The sequence below is a fragment of the Burkholderia sp. IDO3 genome (assembly GCF_003366075.1).
GTDB lineage: Bacteria > Pseudomonadota > Gammaproteobacteria > Burkholderiales > Burkholderiaceae > Burkholderia > Burkholderia anthina.
In genome coordinates this window covers 280,324-299,039 of the sequence record NZ_CP028962.1, presented here as the reverse complement: position 1 = coordinate 299,039, position 18,716 = coordinate 280,324, and the positions used below count along the sequence as shown (strand labels likewise).

Here is an 18,716-nt window from a genome sequence, read left to right as displayed (position 1 = left end):
CGCCGATCAACGATAAGGATTGCACATGAAAATCGCACTGAACGCGCGGAGCGACTTCGCACCTCCGTTCGTCGCGCGCGGGCTGCTGACCGTGACGCTATGCATCGCGCTGTCGGCCTGCGCATTCGCGCCGGGCATGCGCATGAGCACCGCGCCCGACCCAACCGGCGACACTGCCGCTGACGGCGCGCCGCCGTTCCGCATGACGCGGATCGACGCCGGCCTGATCCGCGAGCTCGACGCCCGGGCGGCGCACCGGTGGGACATCCAGTCCGACCGGCTGGGCGCACCGGCGGGCCCGTACCGCATCGGTGCCGGCGACGTGCTGCAGGTCACGGTCTGGGACCACCCCGAACTGGCCGCCGCGCAGGGCGCCGCGCCGCAGGGAACGCCACGCGCGGCCGACCCCGTGGCCGGCTTCGTCGTCGATCCGCGCGGCAACCTGTCGTTTCCGTTCGCGGGCAACGTGCAGGTGGCCGGCCTGACCGCCGACGCGGCCCAGGCCCGGATTGCCGCAGCGCTGGCACGCGTCTATCGCAATCCACAGGTCACGCTGCGGGTCGCATCGTTTCGCTCGCAGCAGGTCTACATCGACGGCGAGGTTCGCACGCCGGGCGCGCAGCCCATCAACGACGTGCCGATGACGCTCTACGAAGCGCTCGGCCGCGCAGGCGGCCTGAGCCAGAGCGCCGACCAGAGCCGCATGACGCTCGTGCGCGACGGCGAGACCTATTCGCTCGACCTGAGCCGGATGTTCCGGCAAGGCACCAACCCGGCCGACGTCGTTCTTGCGGCCGGCGATCTCCTGCACGTACCCGCCCGCAGCGACTACGGCGTGTACGTGATGGGCGAAGTCAACAAGCCGGCGCGCGCGGTACCGCTGCGCGACGGGCGTCTCACGCTGTCCGATGCGCTGTCCCAGGCCGGCAGCGTGAACGCCGGTACGGCCGACACCGCGCAGATGTTCGTGATCCGGGGCTCGGGCACGGACCAACCGCAGGTGTTCCATCTCGACGCGCGCTCGCCGGTGTCGATGGTGCTCGCCAACGAATTCGAGCTGCAGCCGAAGGACATCGTCTATGTCGACGGCAACGGTCTCGTGCGCTTCAGCCGCGTGCTCAGCCTGCTGCTGCCGGGCGTCAATACCAGCGCGGCCGCCGCGCTCGCCGTCAAATGATGCCCGTCGCCACCGTGCTCGTCGTGTGCATCGGCAACCTGTGCCGCAGCCCGATGGCCGAGGCGCTCTTTCGTGCGCGCCTGCCCGGCATCGACGTGCAGTCGGCCGGCATCGGCGCGCGCGACGGCCAGCCTGCTGATCCGCATGCCGTTCACCTGATGCGCGCGCGCGGCTTCGACATTGCCGCGCATCGCACACGCCGCCTGCCGCCGGCGCTCGGCACGCGCGCCGATCTGATCCTGACGATGGACCTGCCGCAGAAACGCTGGCTCGAGCAGTGCGTCCCGGCGCTGCGCGGCCGCGTGTTCAGGCTCGGCCTGCCCGATTCTGCGGCCGGTCTGCCGTCCGGCTTCGACGTTCCGGATCCGTATCTCGGCCCGCGCGCGTCGTTCGAGCACAGCCTGCGGCTCATCGAGCGCGGCGTCGACGCGTGGTGCGCGCGCATCGCGCCGCTGCCTTCCCCCCATTCTTCGCATTCCGAGTCGAACCGATGACCTCCACTCCCTCTCGCGAGCGCGATCGCGACGCCGAACTCGATCTTGCCGGCGCGATCGATGTGCTCGTTTCCCGGCGCTGGCTGATCGCCATCGTTACCGCGGCCTGCGTCGGCGCAGGTGCGCTGTACGCATTCCTTGCGCATCGCCAATACCAGGCCGACATCATGGTGCAGGTCGAGGACAGCGGCGACACGTCCGCCGCCAGGAGCATGCTCGGCGACGTGTCGTCGCTGTTCGACATCAAGTCGAGCGCGTCGGCGGAAGCGCAGATTCTCGCGTCGCGGCTCGTCGTCACGCGCGCGGTCGACGACTTGCGCAGCTACATCGTCGTGCAACCGAAGCGCTTCCCTGCCGTCGGCGAATTCGTATCGCGCTTCCACCCCGGCATTGCACGCCCCGGTGTGTTCGGGCTGGGCGGCTACGCGTGGGGTCACGAGTCGGCCGAGCTCACGCGCTTCGACGTGCCGAAGGCGTTCGAAGGCGAACGCTTCGAGTTGTCGATGCTCGACGCCGGTCGCTACCGGCTCGCCGGCGCCGCGCTGCCCGCGCCCGTCACCGGCACGATCGGCCGCCCGTGGGTATTCGAGACTGCCGACGGTCCGGTCGCGATCGACGTCGCGCGCTTCGACGCGCTACCGGGCACCCGCTTCACGCTGGTGCGCGAATCGCGCGCCGAGACGATCGACATGCTGCGCCGCGGGCTCGATGTTCAGGAGAAACTCAAACAGTCGGGCGTCATCGTCGCGACGTTGCGCGGCACCGATCCGCAGCGCGTGCAGGCACAGCTTCAGGCTATCGCGAACCACTACATTCGCCAGCATATCGAGCGCAAGTCCGCCGATGCCGCGCAATCGCTCGTATTCCTCAATGCGCAGTTGCCGGTACTCAAGAAGCAGCTTCAGGATGCCGAGCAGCGCTATACCAACCTGCGCAACGCGAACGGCACGATCGATCTCGACGCGGAAGCCACGCTGCTCCTGCAGCAATCGGCCGACACGGCGACGCGCCAGCTCGAATTGCAGCAAAAGCGCGACGAGATGGCGTCGCGCTTCGCGGCAGGCCATCCCGACATGATCGCGCTCGATGCGCAGATCGCGACGCTCGCGCGCGAACGGCAGGCGCTCGAACACCGTGTGCGCAGCCTGCCCGACCTGCAGCAGGACGCGGTGCGACTGATGCTCGACGTGAAGGTCGATACCGATCTCTATACGGCACTGCTCGCCAACGCGCAGCAGCTCGAACTGGTCAGGGCCGGCAAGACCGGCAGCGTGCGGATCGTCGACATGCCGGTCGTGCCGGAGGACGCCGTCCGTCCGAACCGGCCCGTCGTGATCGTCGCGGCGGCGCTGGTCGGCCTCGTGCTCGGCGTCGCGCTGGCGTTCGTTCGGGACTACCTGTCCGGCGGGGTACGCGATGCCGACGAGATCGAGCGGCATCTCGGTATCGACGTCTACGCGACCATTCCCGATTCGGCCGGCCAGCGGCGCATCGCACGACGCATCGCGCAACGCCTGCCCGCGCCGCACCTGCTGAGCGCGCTCGATCCGCACGACCCCGCGGTCGAAAGCCTGCGCAGCCTGCACACTGCGCTGCGCTTCGCGATGCAGGGCGCGCGCAACAACGTCCTGATGCTGACGGGACCCGTACCGGGCGCGGGCAAATCGTTCGTCGCGGCGAATTTCGCTGCACTGCTGGCCGCCGGCGGCGAACGCGTGCTGCTCGTCGACGGCGACCTGCGCAAGGGCTATCTGCATGAATCGCTGGGTATCCCGCGCGAATCGGGTTTCGCCGAGCTGCTGGCCGGGGCCATGACCCCGGCGGACACGATCCACCGCAACGTGCTCCCGAATCTCGATTTCATCGCGACCGGCACGCTTCCCGGGCATCCGGCGCAATGGCTCGTCGACGATCGCATCGCGGCGCTGCTCGCTACGCTGTCGTCGCGTTACGACCGCGTCGTGATCGACGCGGCGCCGATTCTCGCCGTCAGCGACGCAGTCGCGCTCGGCCGGCATGCGGGCACCATCCTGCTCGTCGCGCGCGCGGCATCGACCCGCATCGCCGAACTCGGCGAAGCCGGCCGCCGCCTCGCGCACAACGGCGTCGCGGCGAGCGGTGCGGTGCTCAACGGCGTCGACCCGCGCACGGGCCGCTACGGTTCGCGTTACGGCGCGTATCGCTATGCGCAGTACCGCTACGGGCCGCCGGGCGACCGCGCCGGCTCGTCGGTCCGGCGCGCGCTGCGGGCCTGCCTCTCCCGCTTCCATCGCGGAGGCGCACGATGAGCGAAATCCGTCGCCTCGAACGCGCCGCCGCCGGCGCAACCCGTCATGCTGCGGTTCCACACATCGCCGACACACGCGCCCAACGCTCGCCGCGACTGCGCATCGCGTTCGTCGTGGAAGCCGCCGGCGGCGGCGTGGCCGTCCATCTCGCCGACCTGATCGACGGGCTGGGTGCGACCGACGGCGTCGAATTGCACCTGATCGTGCCCGACGGCGCACGCTTCGACGAGCGCATCCTCGACGAACGCGTGCTGTCCCGTTGCGCGAGCGTGCATCGCATCCCGATGCAGCGGGCCGTGGGCTGGCGCGATGCGCTGGCCGTCGCGCGCGTCTATCGCTGCCTGCTGCATATCCGGCCGGATATCGTGCACAGCCACAGCTCGAAGGCCGGTGCGATCGCGCGCCTGTGCGTCGGGCCATGGCGGCAGGTCTATACGCCGCATGCCGTCTACACGCTCAATCCGTCACTGACCGATACGCAGCGCCGCTTCTACGGCACGATCGAGCGGTTGCTCGGCCGGCTGTGCACGCACCGGATCATCGCGGTATCGCGTGACGAGGCACGGCATCTTCACGACGTGCTCGGCATCCCCGCTCACCGCGTGACGACGATCGTCAACGGCGTCAAGCCGCCGGACACGATGCCGCGACGCGACGCGCGGCAGGCGCTCGGCCTGCCCGACGACGCGATCGTCGTCGGCTTCGTCGGTCGCTTCGACCATCAGAAGGGCGCCGACCGGCTCGTGCGGATCGCACGCGGCGTCTATCGCCGGTGCGGGCGCAGCGTGCAGTTCGTCGCGATCGGCCCTGGCGATTTCAATGCAGCGGCCGGCCCCGAGGCCGAGTATCTGCCGCCGAACCTTCACGTCGCGGGCGCTGTCGAGCGCGCGAGCCGCTACTTCTCCGCATTCAACCTGTTCGCGCTGCCGAGTCGCTACGAAGGCTTTCCGTACGTATGCCTCGAAGCGATGGCCGCACGCGTGCCGATCGTCGCGTCGCGCGTTGCCGGTGCGGCCGAGCTGATCGATGCGTACGGCATCGGCATCGTCGTGCCGAACGAGGACGACACGACGTCGTTCGCGCGCACCGTCGTGGCACTCGCCGACGAAACGGCGCAACGCGATCGCATGCGTGCCAACTGCGCGGCGGCGCTCGCTCCGTTCTCGGCCGCGACGATGGTCCGGCGCACGCTCGATCTCTATCGCGCACTCGTCGCGCAAGGAAAAACCGCATGACGTCATCGCCTCATATCGCATTGCTGCATGCGTACAGCACGCGCAACTCGGGCGACGGCCTGCTCGTCGACCTGTCCGTCGGACTGCTGCGCGAGGCCTTCGGCGACACGGCTCGCGTGTCGATCGTCGCCGCCGACCCCGCATCGTTCCCCGCCTATGACGACGTGCGCGCAGCGCCCGTCCTCGCGGATCGCGGCTGGCGCCGGCTGACCGCCGCGGCCGGCGCCGTGCTGCACGTGCGCGCCAACGGCCGGCTGCGCCCGCTGGGCGAACTCCTCGACGAGGTCGACCTGATCGTCGGCGTCGGCGGCGGCTACCTGCGTGCACGCAACGCCCTCGAAGCGCTCAAGCTGGAAGCGGGCCATCTGCTGCAGATGCGCGTCGCCCGTGCGTCCGGCAAGCCGGCCGTCTACCTGCCGCAGAGCATCGGCCCGGTGATGTCGGCACGCCCTGTCGACGCGCACCTGCAGGCGCTGCTCGCGTCCTTCGACACGGTGTTCGTTCGCGACGATCGTTCCGCGGCGTGCCTTGCCGCGCATCCGAACGTGCGGCGTGCGCCCGACCTGGCGGTGCTCGATTTCGCGCATCGTCACGATACGATCGTGCAGCGCGCCACGCACGCCGACGGCCCGATACGCCATGTTGCGTTCGTGTTGCGCCGTGCGCCCGCGTGGAGCACGGCGCGGCGAAACCGTTACGACGCGGCGATCGCCCGGCTCGTCGAGCAGGTTCGCGAATCGTGCCGGGTCAGCTTCGCGGTCCAGAGCACCGGGCGCGGCAACGACGATCTCGCCTACTACCAGGGCCTCGGCATCCGGGACACCCTCGTTCCGTTCAAGACACTGCTCGAGCACGACCGGCCCGATGCAACGATATCGGTCCGGCTGCACGGCGCGCTCGAATCGATCCTGCATGGCGTGCCGGCCTTCCACGTCAGCTACGAACGCAAGGGGTTCGGCGCGTATGCGGACCTGCGGCTCGACGACTGGGTCGTCAACGGCGCGGATTTCGATCCCTCGTGCGTGACCGCGACGCTGTTCGCGCCCGGTGCGACGACGGCATTCTGGTCCGCCGCGAGCGCCGGCCTCGCACCGATCCGCACGGCGCGCACCCGCGTGATCGACGCACTGCGCGTCGCCCTTCGCACCGGCCGGGCGGCCCGATGCTGACGCGCCTCGTGCTCCGGTTCTCGGCACTCGGCCTGAAGTTCGCGCTCACGATCGTCATCGCGCGCACCGCCGGCTTCGACGCGGTCGCGGCCTACGGGCTCGCGGTCGCCGCGTCGGTCATCGCGTCGAAAGCGCTCGGGCTCGGCTTCGGCCCCGAACTCAACCGCAGGTTGAGCGAGGCCGACCCGCTGGACGCGATCGGCAACGCACGCGCACTGGGTATCGGCTACGCTGCGCTGTACCTGCTGATCGCCGCGGCGTTCGCCGTCGCGACCATGAACACCGCGGTCGTCGCGCTGCTCGACCGGTTCGCGCTGTCGACGCCGCTCGCGTGGTGCGTGCTCCTCGTCGCACTGTCCGAGCATGCCGCGTTCGAAGTCAACGGCTGGCTGTTCTCGCTGCACCGGCCGCGCATCGGCGCGGTCCTGCTGTTCGTGCGCACCGGCGCGTGGTCGGGCCTCGCATGCGCCGGCCTGCTCACCGGCGTACTGCAGTCGATCGAGGCCGTGTTCGCGTTGTGGATCGCGACCAACGCGATCGTCGTCGCGGTCGCATGGCGACAGATCGGTGCGTTCGCGCAACGCACGCGCGGCATCGGGTTGCCGGCTCCCGTGCAACATCCGCGGCGCATGTGGAGCATCTGGCGGCACGGCCTGCCGTTCCATGCAGCTGCCGTGATCCTGTCTTTGCTTCAATACGCAGAGCGCTTCATCGCCGGCAGCCGCATCGGTGCCGATGCGCTCGGTCAGTACGTATTCGCGTGGTCGCTCGCGAATGCCGTGCAGACGATCGCCTTCGCGACGGTGGCGGTCACGGCCGGCCCGCGCCTCGTGCGCACGCTCGCCGACGCGCCCGACGCGTTCCTGCGCCGCACCCTGCACGCGGTAGCGGCCAGCGCCGCGGTGACGCTGCTCGTGTCGACCGGCATCGTCGCCGTACATCGCGAACTGTTCGCCCTCGCGCACGAGCCGGGCGGATCGGACCAGGTCGCACTGCTCGCGGTGCTGCTGGTCTCGTTCGTGCTGCGTGCGGCCACCGACGTTCTGTGGAGTGCCGCGATCGCGCTGCGTGCCGGCGGCATCGTGCTCGCTGCGATGGCGGGGCTCGCGCTGCTTTACGTGCCGGTCGCCCGGCATCTGATCGACATGTCGGGCGCCGAAGGCGCGGCGCTCGCGCACCTCGTGGCAAGCATCGCCATCGCCGCCGCGCTCGCGCTGATCGTCGTGCGCCGCACCGGCGCACGACGCGCCGATCGGGCGATGGAAGGGGCATCACATGCTGGATAAACTGCTGCGCGCCGGCCCGCGGCTCAGTACCGGGATCACCCGCACGATCGCCGCGCTGGCCGTGCTCGCGTACTGGATCATCTATGCCAAGGCCGGCGCGCTCCTGCCGGAATTCGTGTTCCGGGACGCCGAGAAAATCCAGAGCCAGATCGGCGGCGCGAACACCTACGAAGGCACGTCGTTCGACGCGGTGGCCAAGTTCTACGCCGCGCTCGGCACAACGGGCACGCACCTGTTCGTGGCCGCCGTCGGCGCGCTATGCATCTGGCGCATGCTCGGCCACGGCAGGCGCGCAGGCTCGCTCGCGGCGTGCATCGTCCTGCTCGCGCCCTGCGTGTTCTTCAACCTGTTCGTCGCGAGCAAGGACACGATCGTCGTCCTGATGGCGATCGTGCTGAGCGGCGTCGCGCGACGCCGCTCGACAATTGCAACGCTCGCCGTGGCCGTCGCGCTGTACGGCGGCTACGCGCTGCTCGTCCGCGGCTATTTCGCACTGGTCCTCGCGCTCGCGCTCGCCGTGCTGCTGTTTCGGCGCGCATCGTGGCGCGGCAGGACAGCACTGGCGCTTGCCGTGCCGGTCGCGCTGTTCCTGCTGCCGAACGATGCGTACTACCTGCTGCAACATCCGCGCGACATGGCGGCCGACTATCTCGCATACGGCTCGCCGTTCGGCGCGCGCACGAGTTTCCGCAACCCGTTGCCACCGGATTCGTTCCTGGCGTTCTGCGCGAACTATGCGTACGGCGTGCTGCGCCTTAATCTGCCGGTACTCTTCATGCCCGGGCCGAAAGAGCTCGCGATGCAGGCGTTCGTATGGATCGCGCTGGCCGCCGCATGGCGACACGGGCGCGGCAACGCACTGGCTCCCGCCGATCTGCTCGCGGGCCTCGTCGTCGGCCACGTCGCCGTATCCATGCTGTTCGAGCCCGATCTCGGCAGCTATACGCGTCACCTGTCGAGCGTCGCGCTGTTCTGCGCGATGCAGTTCGACGCGCGCCTGCCGCGCCGCTTGCGTCCAGGCGGCGAGCCGGCTCCCGTCACCGGCCTGCCCCGCCCCTCCTCCCTGTCCCGTTACCGCCCATGACCCTGCTCGGCCGACCCGGCGCCTTCTTTCCGAATATCCAGTGCGCGCGCGCCTGCGCGGCGCTCGCGGTCGTCGGCTATCACATGAACGTGCTGCCGTCCGGGCAGGCTGGCGTCGACGTGTTCTTCGTGATCAGCGGCTTCATCATGTCGGAGGTCGCACCACGCGAAGGCCGCGCGTTCCTCCGCAAGCGGCTGATCCGGATCGTGCCGCTTTACTGGCTGACGACGCTCGGCGTGTACGCGATCGCGACATGGCAACCGCAGTGGCTCAATTCGACGACCGCACGCTTCGACTATCTCGTCAAGTCACTGCTGTTCGTTCCGTACGTGAAGGAGAACGGTCATTGGGGTCCGCTGAACCTGAACGGCTGGACGCTCGAGTACGAAATGCTGTTCTATGTCGTCGTTGCGCTTGCGCTCCTGCTGATACGCGGCCGCCGTGCGACCGTCTTCACGGCGTTGCTGCTTGCACTGTTCTGCATCTACGTCGCGGCCTGCGGTACGCGCAGTGCCATTGCCGATCATCTTGGGCAACCGTTCGTGCTCGAATTCGGTCTCGGCGTGCTCGCCCATCGCGCGCTCGCGGCGGGCATCGCCGGCCGCATCGCGCCGCGCGCGTGGATCGGGCTCGTTGCCGCGAGCGCGGCGGCGATCGCGCTGTTTCAGTGCCTCGGTGGCACGCCGGCCGGCTTCGTGCGCGTCGCGGAATGGGGCGTACCGGCGTGCGTGCTGATCGTCGCGCTGGTCGCACTCGACCTGAACGGCCGCTCCGTCACGAACGCGCTCGCAGCGGCGCTCGGCGCGGCCAGCTATTCGATCTATCTGCTGCATCCGTACGTGATCGGCATCGCGACGCGCATCGCAGGCGTGCGCACCGATCCCGGAACGCCGCTCGGCATCATGACGGCGATCACCATCCTGACCGCCGTATGCGCGGCGGGATACGCATGCCACGTCATGATCGAAAAACCGATACTGGCGATGTTGAACGGGCACCGCAAGCAGCCGCGGCGCGAGCGCGCGGCGACCTGAACGCACCGCCGCCGGGCCGCCAGCCCCGCAGTGCGGATCGCGCCGGCCACGCTGCTTCGAACATCGGCCGGCATCCGAAACCGCGCGCAATCCCGGTCGGAATTTCATATTCTGACGACAATCGTTGCCTTCGCATCCCCGTCCGATGCGCCGACGCACGCGCTGAACGCACATCGGGACAAAAATCATCCAAGACAGAGGTTTCCTGGGTGCGTGCTCGTACTTGTTCAATATCCACACCCGCAACCGTTTCGTAATATCCCCGCCTATATCAACGGACCGGCACAGATGCTTGAGATCGGTCCACATTTTCCGATCCGGGGTGGGATATTCAATTCATCCGTCGCACTCAAGCGCCGGCGGCGGTCGGCATGTCGACCGCCCTCTGCGGTTTGCCGGCAGTGCGTCAGCCGGCAAACCTCGCCATGTCGCGCACGCGTCGCGACCCGCACGCCGGCGCCCACACGTGGCGTCCCTGGCGCTTCGCCGCGGCGCTGCTCTTTCCCGGCCTGGTCCATGCCCAGCCCATACCCGGCGCCGGACAATCGATGCGCGACATCGAGACCGTGCGACCGTCGCTGCCTGCCGCCACCGAGCCGAAGATCGATCTCGCGCCCGCCGAACCCGAACCCGAACCCGCCGCGAACGATGAAGCCGGCCCGCGCGTCACGGTCAACGCATTCTCCATCGAAGACAATGCTGCCATTCCCGCCGCGCGGCTCGCCCCGCTGCTCGGCGATCTGGTCGGCCGCGAACTGAGCTTCGGCGATCTGCAACAGGCCGCCAGCCGGATCACGACGTACTACCGCGAACACGGCTACGTTCTTGCCCGTGCGTATCTTCCCCGCCAGGACATCGAACACGGTGTCGTGCGTATCGCCGTCGTCGAAGGCCGCTACGGACAGATCGAATTGCACAACCGCACGCGCGTGCTGGACCGCGCGCTGCGGCAGCCGCTTGCGTCGCTGCAGCCCGGCGAGATCGCGCACGGCAACCGTCTCGAGCGCAGCCTCATGCTGTTGAACGAGGTGCCCGGCGTCGATGCGAAGGGCATGTTGCGGCCCGGCGCCGAACCCGGCACGACCGATCTCGTGATCGATGCCGGACGCAGCCGCTTCGCCACCGGCTCGATCGAACTCGACAACTTCGGCGATCCGCTGACGGGCCGCTACCGCGCGACCGGCAGCGTCGACGTCAATGCACCGCTGCGCGTCGGCGACCGCTTCTCGCTGCGCGGACTGACGAGCAACACGAATCAGCGCTATTACCGCGCGTCGTATCAACTGCCCGTCGGCCCCGCGTCGACCCGCGTCGGTGTCGCGTATTCCGACATGGACTACCGGATCGGCGGCAGCCTCAAGGATCTGCGCTACCACGGCGGTGCCGACGTTCGCTCCGCATTCGTCACGCAGCCGCTGCTGCGCAGCAGGCGCACGAGCCTCGACGCGCAGATCGTCTACGAAAACAAGCACCTGCGCGACGTGTACGGCGCGTTCGACGTGGTCAACGACAAGACCGTCGATCTGTGGTCGTTCGGCGTGAGCGGCAACCAGCAGGACACCTTCGGCGGAGGCGGCAGGAACGGGTTCTCCGCCACGCTCGGCATCGGCCATCTGAGCGGCAACGATCCGCTCGACATGGACTACTACGTCCATACCCAAGGCCGGTTCGCGAAACTGAATGTCAGTGCGCTGCGACTCCAAGCGCTCGGCTCGCGATTCCAGCTCTACACACAGTTCAGCGCACAACTGTCGTCGCGCAATCTCGACTCGTCGGAAAAATTCAGCCTCGGCGGCCCGTACGGCGTGCGGGCATTCGCGCTCGGCGCCGGCAGCGGCGATCAGGGTTGGCAGGCCACGGCCGAACTGCGCTATCTCGTCGCGCCCGGCTGGCAACTGAGCGCATTCGCCGACACGGGACGCATCCAGCTCAGCAAGCAGCGATGGTCGCGCGAGCGCAACACCGCGCAATTGTCGTCGCTCGGCATCGGGGCGAACTGGTTCGGCACGCGTCATCAGGTCAGCGTCACCGCCGCGCTGCCGATCGGTTACGCCGATCCGGTCGCGTCGGCCACGCGCTCGCCGAGCGTCTGGTTTCAGGCCGCCCAGTATTTCTGAGCGGCGCTCGACATGCGGCCCGCCATACAGGGTGGGGCCGCAAGTAACGCGGGAGACTTAGCCGCCCGCATCATCGGGATGCGTACCTGGTACACCTTTCCGATTTCTCCGCTTTGTTAGGTATACGTATCAATACGAAGCAGCCACCCTGTATTTTTCCAGAGGAACATAACTTCATGAACAAGACCTACGCATTGATCTGGAACCAGACCCAGGGATGCTGGAGCGCCGTCGGGGAAACCGCGCGCCGGCGTGCCAAGCCCGGCAGCGCCAAGCGCATCGCCGCCACCCTCTCGCTGCTCGGCCTCACCTCGCTGCCCGCCTTCGCGCTGCCCACCGGCGAGAACATCTCCGCCGGCAAGGCCGACATCATCCGCGAGAACGACGGCAAGTCGATGCTCGTCAACCAGCACACCGACAAGCTCATCACCAACTGGAACGACTTCAACATCGCCGGCAACGAGCGCGTGTCGTTCCATCAGCCCGGCACCACGTCGATCGCGCTGAACCGCGTGGTCGGCAACAACGGCAGCCAGATTCATGGCCAGCTCGACGCCAACGGCAAAGTCTTCCTCGTCAACCCGAACGGCGTGCTGTTCGGCTCCGGCGCGCAGATCAACGTCGGCGGCCTCGTCGCGTCCACCCAGAACATCGCTGACGCGGACTTCCTCGCAGGGAACTACCGCTTCTCGGGCAACTCCACCGCGTCTATCGTCAACGACGGCCACATCGCTGCCGCCGACGGCGGCAGCGTCGCGCTGCTCGGCGCGCGCGTGTCCAACAACGGCGTGATCCAGGCGAAGATGGGCCGCATCGCGCTCGGCGCAGGCAATACGTTCAAGGTCAACTTCGACGGCAACGACCTGCTGAGCCTGCAGGTCGAAGGCGGCGCGGTCGATGCACAGGCCAGCAACGGCGGCCTGCTCAAGGCCGACGGCGGCGAAGTGCTGATGACCGCGCGCGCAGCGGGCAACCTGCTGAACGCCGTCGTCAACAACACCGGCACCATCGAGGCAAAGGGCCTCGCCAACCACGCCGGCAAGATCACGCTCGATGGCGGCACCGTCAAGGTCGCCGGCACGCTCGACGCGAGCGCGGCCGACGCCGACGCATCGGGCGGTTCGGTCCTCACGCGCGGCGAGCGCGTCGACGTCGCGGCCGACACCCGCGTCGACACACGCGCGGGCAACACCGCCGGCACCTGGACCATCGAAGCCGCCAACGCTGGCGTCAACGGCGATCGTTCGATCGGCGCCGACACGCTGTCGCGCAACCTCGGCACCACCGACGTAGCGCTGACCAACACGCAAGGCAACCTGACGGTCGGCGGCCCGGTCGCGTGGAACAGCGATCGCGCGCTCACGCTCACGTCGCAGAAAGGCAACGTCGACCTGCAGCAAACGCTGTCGGCCACCGGCGCGAATGCCAGCCTGAACGTCAACGCCGCCGACAAGATCCGCATCAACGATGCAGTCAAGCTCACCGGCCGCAACGCGCACCTCGAACTCAATTCGAAGAACGGCCATACGCTGAACAACAACGCTGCCGTGACGCTGTCCGGCGACAACGCATCGTTCCGCTCGAACGGCGAGGACTACAAGGTTCTCCATACCGTGGCCGACCTGCGTAACGTCGATGCAAACCGCGGCGGCCGCTACGTGATCGGCAACACGATCGACGGCGCGAATACGAGCTTCCGCAGCATCGGCGGCAACCAATCGTTCTACGGCGTATTCGACGGCCTCGGCAACACGATCGAGCGCCTGCGCATCTCCAACCCGGGCCAGTCGAACGTCGGCCTGTTCTCGCACAACGCCGGCCGCATCGCCAACCTCAACCTGCGTGACATCGTGACGACCGCATCGGGTCAGCCGTATTGGCTGACTTCGATCGGCACGCTCGCCGGCAGCAACTCGGGCGTGATCTCGAACGTGACGGCCAACAACGTCACGGTCTCGGCCACGGGCTCGGCAATCATCGGCGGTCTCGTCGGCTCCAACTATGGCGGCACGATCGAGCACGCGAAGGTCACCGGCCGCATCGACGGCGATCGCTACGCGCAGTCGATCGGCGGCCTCGTGGGTGAAAACCTGACGCTGCTGGACCAGCCGCCGGTGACGGCCACCATCCGCGACAGCCACGCCGACGTCGAGGTGAACGCCGCGCACGACGGCCCCACCGGCGGCCTGGTCGGGCACAACACCGGCTTGATCGAGCGCTCGTCGAGCGCGGGGCGCATCAACGCGACGGGCGCCAGCCCGATGGTCGGCGGGCTCGTCGGCTTCAACGACGGCAACGGCATCATCAAGCAGTCGTCGTCGTCCGCAAGCGTGACTGCGCGCAACAACGCCATCGCAGGCGGGCTCGTCGGCCTCAACCTGGCCACCATCACGGATTCGCGCGCCAGCGGCAAGGTGAGCGTCGGTGAACGCAGCGTCGCCGGCGGCCTCGCGGGCGTGAACCTGGGTCAGATCGACGCGTCCACGGCCGACGGCGACGTGTTCGCAGCCGCCTCGAGCACGATCGGCGGGCTCGTCGGCACCAACAGCGGCCGGATCATGAAGTCGCAGGCCAACGGCAACGTGACGGCGGGCAGCAACGCGGTGGCCGGCGGCTTCGCCGGCTACAACGACGGCGACATCGACGGGTCGACCGCGACGGGCAACGTCGTCGCGGGCGCCGACAGCGTCGCCGGCGGCTTCGCCGGGCGCAATGGCACTGCGGGTCACATCCATGCGTCCAACGCGCAAGGCAGCGTCCGGGCCGCGGGCAAATCGACGCTCGGCGGCTTCGCAGGCTCGAACGACGGCTTCATCGAGACGTCCCTGGCCAGCGGCAACGTAGCCGGCGACGACAACAGCACGGCCGGCGGCTTTGCGGGCACGAATGCCGGCACGATCGAGGCATCCGACGCATCCGGCGACGTGGCCACGGGCAACAACAGCACGGCAGGCGGCCTCGTGGGGCTCAACCAGGGTCTCATCCGCACGTCGAGCGCGAACGGCAAGGTCCTGGCCGGGCAATCGAGCTACGCCGGCGGCCTCGCCGGCCGTAACAGCGGGACGATCGCAGATTCCCGCGCCACGGGCGCGGTGAAGGCCGGCGACTTCTCGTCGGCCGGCGGCCTGGTCGGCAGCAACGAGTACGGGACCATCGCACGGTCGACGGCGTCGGGCGACGTCGAAGCCGGCGCGCAGGGCAAGGTCGGCGGCCTCGTCGGCATCATGACCGGGACAGTCGACCAGTCGCGTGCGACGGGCTCCGCCAAGGGCGGCGACGCCAGCTACGTCGGCGGCCTCGTCGGCAGCAACGGCGGCATCATCACGGCCTCGTCGTCGAGCGGCACCGTCTCCGGCGGCCGGTACGCGCGGCTGGGCGGGCTCGTCGGCGGCAATTTCGGTTTCGTCTACGGCTCGTCGAGCACCAGCCGCGTCGATGTGAAGCCGGGCTACGACCAATCCTACGGCGCACTGGTCGGCGTGAACTACGGTCAGGTGAAGCCCTGACGTGAACCCGGACGGCTCCGGCTCCGCCGCCTGAACGGCAGGCCGGATTCCGTCGCCTGTTGCGAGCGGTCCGACCGCTCGTCGCCGGCGGCCGCGAGGCCGTCGGTCGCCCCCTCCGGCCGACCAGTCGTCACGGTCGACCGGCTCATGAAAATCAATCTGGATAACGAAACGATGAACAAGACCTACGCATTGATCTGGAACCAGACCCAGGGATGCTGGAGCGCCGTCGGGGAAACCGCGCGCCGCCGCACCAAGCCCGGCAGCGCCAAGCGCGTCGCCGCCGCCCTCTCGCTGCTCGGCTTCACCTCGCTGCCCGCCTTCGCGTTGCCCACCGGCGAGAACATCGCCGCCGGCAAGGCCGACATCGTTCGCGAAAACGACGGCAAGTCGATGTCCATCAACCAGCACACCGACAAGCTCATCACCAACTGGAACGACTTCAGCATCGCCGGCAACGAGCGCGTGTCGTTCCATCAGCCCGGCACCACGTCGATCGCGCTGAACCGCGTGATCGGCAACAACGGCAGCCAGATTCACGGCCAGCTCGACGCCAACGGCAAGGTTTTCCTCGTCAACCCCAACGGCGTGCTGTTCGGCTCCGGCGCGCAGATCAACGTCGGCGGCCTCGTCGCGTCCACCCAGAACATCGCCGACGCGGACTTCCTCGCAGGTAACTACCGCTTCTCGGGCAACTCCACCGCGTCGATCGTCAACGACGGCCACATCGCCGCCGACGACGGCGGCAGCGTCGCGCTGCTCGGCGCGCGCGTATCCAACAACGGCGTGATCCAGGCGAAGATGGGCCGCATCGCGCTCGGCGCCGGCAATACGTTCAAGGTCAACTTCGACGGCAACGATCTCCTCAGCCTGCAGGTCGAAGGCGGCGCGGTCGATGCGCAGGCCAGCAACGGCGGCCTGCTCAAGGCCGACGGCGGCGAAGTGCTGATGACCGCGCGCGCAGCGGGCAACCTGCTGAACGCCGTTGTCAACAACACCGGCACGATCGAGGCGAAGGGGCTCGCCAGCCACGCCGGCAAGATCACGCTCGACGGCGGCACCGTCAAGGTCGCCGGCACGCTCGACGCGAGCACGGCCGAAACCGGCGCACCAGCCGGCTCCATCGTCACGCGCGGCGAGCAGGTTCGTGTCGCACGCGGCACCACGGTCGACACGCGTGCGGGCGACACGGCCGGCACCTGGACCCTCGAGGCCGCCAACGCCGGCGTCGCAAACAACAACGCCGACAGCCTCTATCCGGTCGACGCGTCGATCGATGCCGACACGCTGTCGCACAACCTCGGTACCACCAACGTCGCGCTCGCCAACACCCGCGGCGATCTCTCCGTCGCCGGCCCCGTCGCCTGGAACAGCGATCGTACGCTCACGCTGACTTCGCAAAACGGCAACGTCGATCTGACGCAAACGTTGTCGTCCACCGGCGCGAACGCCAGCCTGAACGTCAATGCCGCCGGCAAGATCCGCATCGACGATGCGGTCAAGCTCACCGGCCGCAACGCGCACCTCGAGCTCAATTCGAAGAACGGTCATACGCTCTCGAACCGCAATGCCGTCGTGACGCTGTCCGGCGACAACGCATCGTTCCGCTCGAACGGCGAGGACTACACGGTGCTGCACACAGTCGCCGACCTGCGTAACGTCGATGCGAACCTGGGCGGCCGCTACGTGATCGGCAACACGATCGACGGCGCAAACGCGAGCTTCCGCAGCATCGGCGGCGATCGTGCGTTCCACGGCGTGTTCGACGGCCTCGGCAACACGATCAGCAGGCTGTCGATCAGCAATACCGGCCCGAACATCGGCCTGTTCGGGCAAAGCAGCGGCCACCTGGCGAACCTGACGCTCGATTCGCTCGTCGTCGACGGTACCTCGGCCGGCCGCGCCGCGTTCGTCGGCGGGCTCGTCGGCGACAACCTGGGCGGACGCATCACCAACGTCACCGCGAAGAACATGAGTGTCTCGTACAACGGCAGGGACGCAGTCCAGATGGGCGGCCTCGTCGGCCGGAACCTCGGCACGATCGAACACGCGAGCTTCGCCGGGCGGGTATCCGGCAGCAACAACACCGTCTCCGTAGGTGGCCTGGTCGGCGCCAACGCCGGCACGATCGCCGACAGCGAGGCCTTCGCCGACGTCACGTTGTCGGGCCGACCCGGCAGCCCGTTCGACCCGCAGTTCAACCGTGAGGTGCAGAGCGTCGGCGGACTCGTCGGAACCAACGGTGGTCTGATCGTTCGAGCGTCGAGCGGCGGACGCGTGTCCGGTCGCGACGACACGAGCGCCGGCGGCCTCGTCGGGATCAACTACGGCACGATTCGTGATGCGTCGACCTCCGCCACGGTCACGGCAGGCAAAGGCGGGTATGTCGGCGGCCTCGTCGGCAAGAACCGCGACGGCGGCACGATCGCAAACGCGTCCGCATCCGGTTCGGTCACGGCCGCCGGTGCGATGGCGATCGGCGGTCTCGTCGGTGAAAACGCACGCGGCACGCTGGACGACGTGCGCTCGACCGGCGACGTGACCGACCTCGCGAGCGGCCATGTGGGCGGCCTGGCCGGCGCGAACCGCGGCACGATCCGCAACGCGCATGCAACGGCCACGGTGACGGCCGGTCGCAACAGCCATGCTGGCGGGCTTGTCGGCACGAACGACGGCACCGTGTCGAACGCGCGCGCCGCAGGCAGGGTCGACGCGCGCGACGCGAGCGACGTCGGCGGGCTCGTCGGGCAAAACTCGGGGGTGCTGGACACCGTGCAAGCCGCGGTCGACGTGACGGCCGGCAACGGCAGCCGTGTCGGCGGACTGGTCGGCACGAACCGCGGCAACGACGCGATCGTTCGCCACGCGCAGGCGTCGGGCAGTGCAGCGGCCGACGGCTCGAGCGTCGGCGGTCTGGCAGGCCTGAACGACAAAGGCGCCCTCATCGACGATGCATCGTCCACCGGCACGATTGCCGGCGACCGGTCGAACCTAGGCGGCCTGGTCGGTGAAAACGCCGGAACGATCCGGGCCTCGACGTCGAGCAGCCGCCTGAACCTCGTGGCACCGACCTACGGTCCGTTTTTCCAGGGGCGCCTGGTCGGGCTGAATACGGACAGCGGCCACATCGAAGCCAGCTCGGCCAGCGGCCCGGACCAGCCGTACGCCACGGTCGGCATGAGTTTCGGCAAGATCGACGGGCAGTGGCGCTACGGTCCCGCCAGCTGGTAAAGGTGCGTTGAACCCGCAGGGTTCGGCATGACGGCCCCCGCTCGTTTCAAGCGCGGGGGCCGAAAATGAAGGATCACGGCCGGCACGTGCGGCGC

General features: G+C 68.6%; 11 protein-coding genes. All 11 read left to right on the top strand.

Going from position 1 to position 18,716, the window contains the following annotated elements:
• Positions 1 to 25 precede the first annotated feature (25 nt).
• The 11 genes from DCN14_RS01380 to DCN14_RS01330 all read left to right on the top strand — a co-directional run bounded on the left by DCN14_RS01380 (position 26) and on the right by DCN14_RS01330 (position 18,621).
• The gene (locus tag DCN14_RS01380; RefSeq protein WP_096500641.1) at positions 26 to 1,177 is read left to right on the top strand and encodes a polysaccharide biosynthesis/export family protein; all 1,152 of its coding nucleotides are present in this window, start codon (positions 26 to 28) and stop codon (positions 1,175 to 1,177) included.
• Positions 1,174 to 1,671: a low molecular weight protein-tyrosine-phosphatase gene (locus DCN14_RS01375; RefSeq protein ID WP_096500643.1), complete on the top strand. Its 498-nt coding sequence runs from the start codon at positions 1,174 to 1,176 to the stop codon at positions 1,669 to 1,671. Before DCN14_RS01380 ends, DCN14_RS01375 begins: the two co-directional genes overlap by 4 nt.
• Positions 1,668 to 3,959 (top strand): polysaccharide biosynthesis tyrosine autokinase, encoded by a 2,292-nt coding sequence (locus DCN14_RS01370; protein WP_096500645.1) that lies wholly within the window; start codon positions 1,668 to 1,670, stop codon positions 3,957 to 3,959. The genes DCN14_RS01375 and DCN14_RS01370 overlap by 4 nt, the downstream gene beginning before the upstream one ends.
• The gene (locus DCN14_RS01365; protein WP_096500647.1) at positions 3,956 to 5,194 is read left to right on the top strand and encodes a glycosyltransferase; all 1,239 of its coding nucleotides are present in this window, start codon (positions 3,956 to 3,958) and stop codon (positions 5,192 to 5,194) included. Before DCN14_RS01370 ends, DCN14_RS01365 begins: the two co-directional genes overlap by 4 nt.
• A complete protein-coding gene (locus DCN14_RS01360; RefSeq protein WP_096500649.1) occupies positions 5,191 to 6,363 on the top strand; it encodes a polysaccharide pyruvyl transferase family protein in 1,173 nt (390 codons plus the stop codon). The genes DCN14_RS01365 and DCN14_RS01360 overlap by 4 nt, the downstream gene beginning before the upstream one ends.
• Complete coding sequence (locus tag DCN14_RS01355) at positions 6,357 to 7,649, top strand: oligosaccharide flippase family protein (RefSeq protein WP_096500651.1); 1,293 nt, start codon at positions 6,357 to 6,359, stop codon at positions 7,647 to 7,649. Before DCN14_RS01360 ends, DCN14_RS01355 begins: the two co-directional genes overlap by 7 nt.
• Entirely contained in the window at positions 7,639 to 8,733 is a 1,095-nt protein-coding gene (locus DCN14_RS01350) for a hypothetical protein (RefSeq protein WP_240327232.1), read from the top strand. Before DCN14_RS01355 ends, DCN14_RS01350 begins: the two co-directional genes overlap by 11 nt.
• Positions 8,730 to 9,767 (top strand): acyltransferase, encoded by a 1,038-nt coding sequence (locus DCN14_RS01345; RefSeq protein WP_096500653.1) that lies wholly within the window; start codon positions 8,730 to 8,732, stop codon positions 9,765 to 9,767. Before DCN14_RS01350 ends, DCN14_RS01345 begins: the two co-directional genes overlap by 4 nt.
• Before the next feature lie 548 nt (positions 9,768 to 10,315).
• Positions 10,316 to 11,884 carry a ShlB/FhaC/HecB family hemolysin secretion/activation protein gene (locus tag DCN14_RS01340; RefSeq protein WP_096501022.1) on the top strand — a complete coding sequence of 523 codons (1,569 nt, stop codon included), beginning with the start codon at positions 10,316 to 10,318 and terminating at the stop codon, positions 11,882 to 11,884.
• 176 nt (positions 11,885 to 12,060) lie between these two features.
• The gene (locus DCN14_RS01335; RefSeq protein WP_096500655.1) at positions 12,061 to 15,390 is read left to right on the top strand and encodes a GLUG motif-containing protein; all 3,330 of its coding nucleotides are present in this window, start codon (positions 12,061 to 12,063) and stop codon (positions 15,388 to 15,390) included.
• Positions 15,391 to 15,537: 147 nt separating this feature from the next.
• Positions 15,538 to 18,621 (top strand): GLUG motif-containing protein, encoded by a 3,084-nt coding sequence (locus tag DCN14_RS01330; RefSeq protein ID WP_240327231.1) that lies wholly within the window; start codon positions 15,538 to 15,540, stop codon positions 18,619 to 18,621.
• Positions 18,622 to 18,716: the final 95 nt, after the last annotated feature.

What these genes read in the sequence shown, in the direction of transcription:
- DCN14_RS01380 (WP_096500641.1), top strand. Translation starts at nt 26, where the DNA reads ATGAAAATCGCACTGAACGCGCGGAGCGACTTCGCACCTCCGTTCGTC.
- DCN14_RS01360 (WP_096500649.1), top strand. Translation starts at nt 5,191, where the DNA reads ATGACGTCATCGCCTCATATCGCATTGCTGCATGCGTACAGCACGCGC.
- DCN14_RS01350 (WP_240327232.1), top strand. Translation starts at nt 7,639, where the DNA reads ATGCTGGATAAACTGCTGCGCGCCGGCCCGCGGCTCAGTACCGGGATC.
- DCN14_RS01340 (WP_096501022.1), top strand. Translation starts at nt 10,316, where the DNA reads ATGCGCGACATCGAGACCGTGCGACCGTCGCTGCCTGCCGCCACCGAG.
- DCN14_RS01330 (WP_240327231.1), top strand. Translation starts at nt 15,538, where the DNA reads ATGAAAATCAATCTGGATAACGAAACGATGAACAAGACCTACGCATTG.
- DCN14_RS01365 (WP_096500647.1), top strand. Translation starts at nt 3,956, where the DNA reads ATGAGCGAAATCCGTCGCCTCGAACGCGCCGCCGCCGGCGCAACCCGT.
- DCN14_RS01355 (WP_096500651.1), top strand. Translation starts at nt 6,357, where the DNA reads ATGCTGACGCGCCTCGTGCTCCGGTTCTCGGCACTCGGCCTGAAGTTC.
- DCN14_RS01370 (WP_096500645.1), top strand. Translation starts at nt 1,668, where the DNA reads ATGACCTCCACTCCCTCTCGCGAGCGCGATCGCGACGCCGAACTCGAT.
- DCN14_RS01375 (WP_096500643.1), top strand. Translation starts at nt 1,174, where the DNA reads ATGATGCCCGTCGCCACCGTGCTCGTCGTGTGCATCGGCAACCTGTGC.
- DCN14_RS01345 (WP_096500653.1), top strand. Translation starts at nt 8,730, where the DNA reads ATGACCCTGCTCGGCCGACCCGGCGCCTTCTTTCCGAATATCCAGTGC.
- DCN14_RS01335 (WP_096500655.1), top strand. Translation starts at nt 12,061, where the DNA reads ATGAACAAGACCTACGCATTGATCTGGAACCAGACCCAGGGATGCTGG.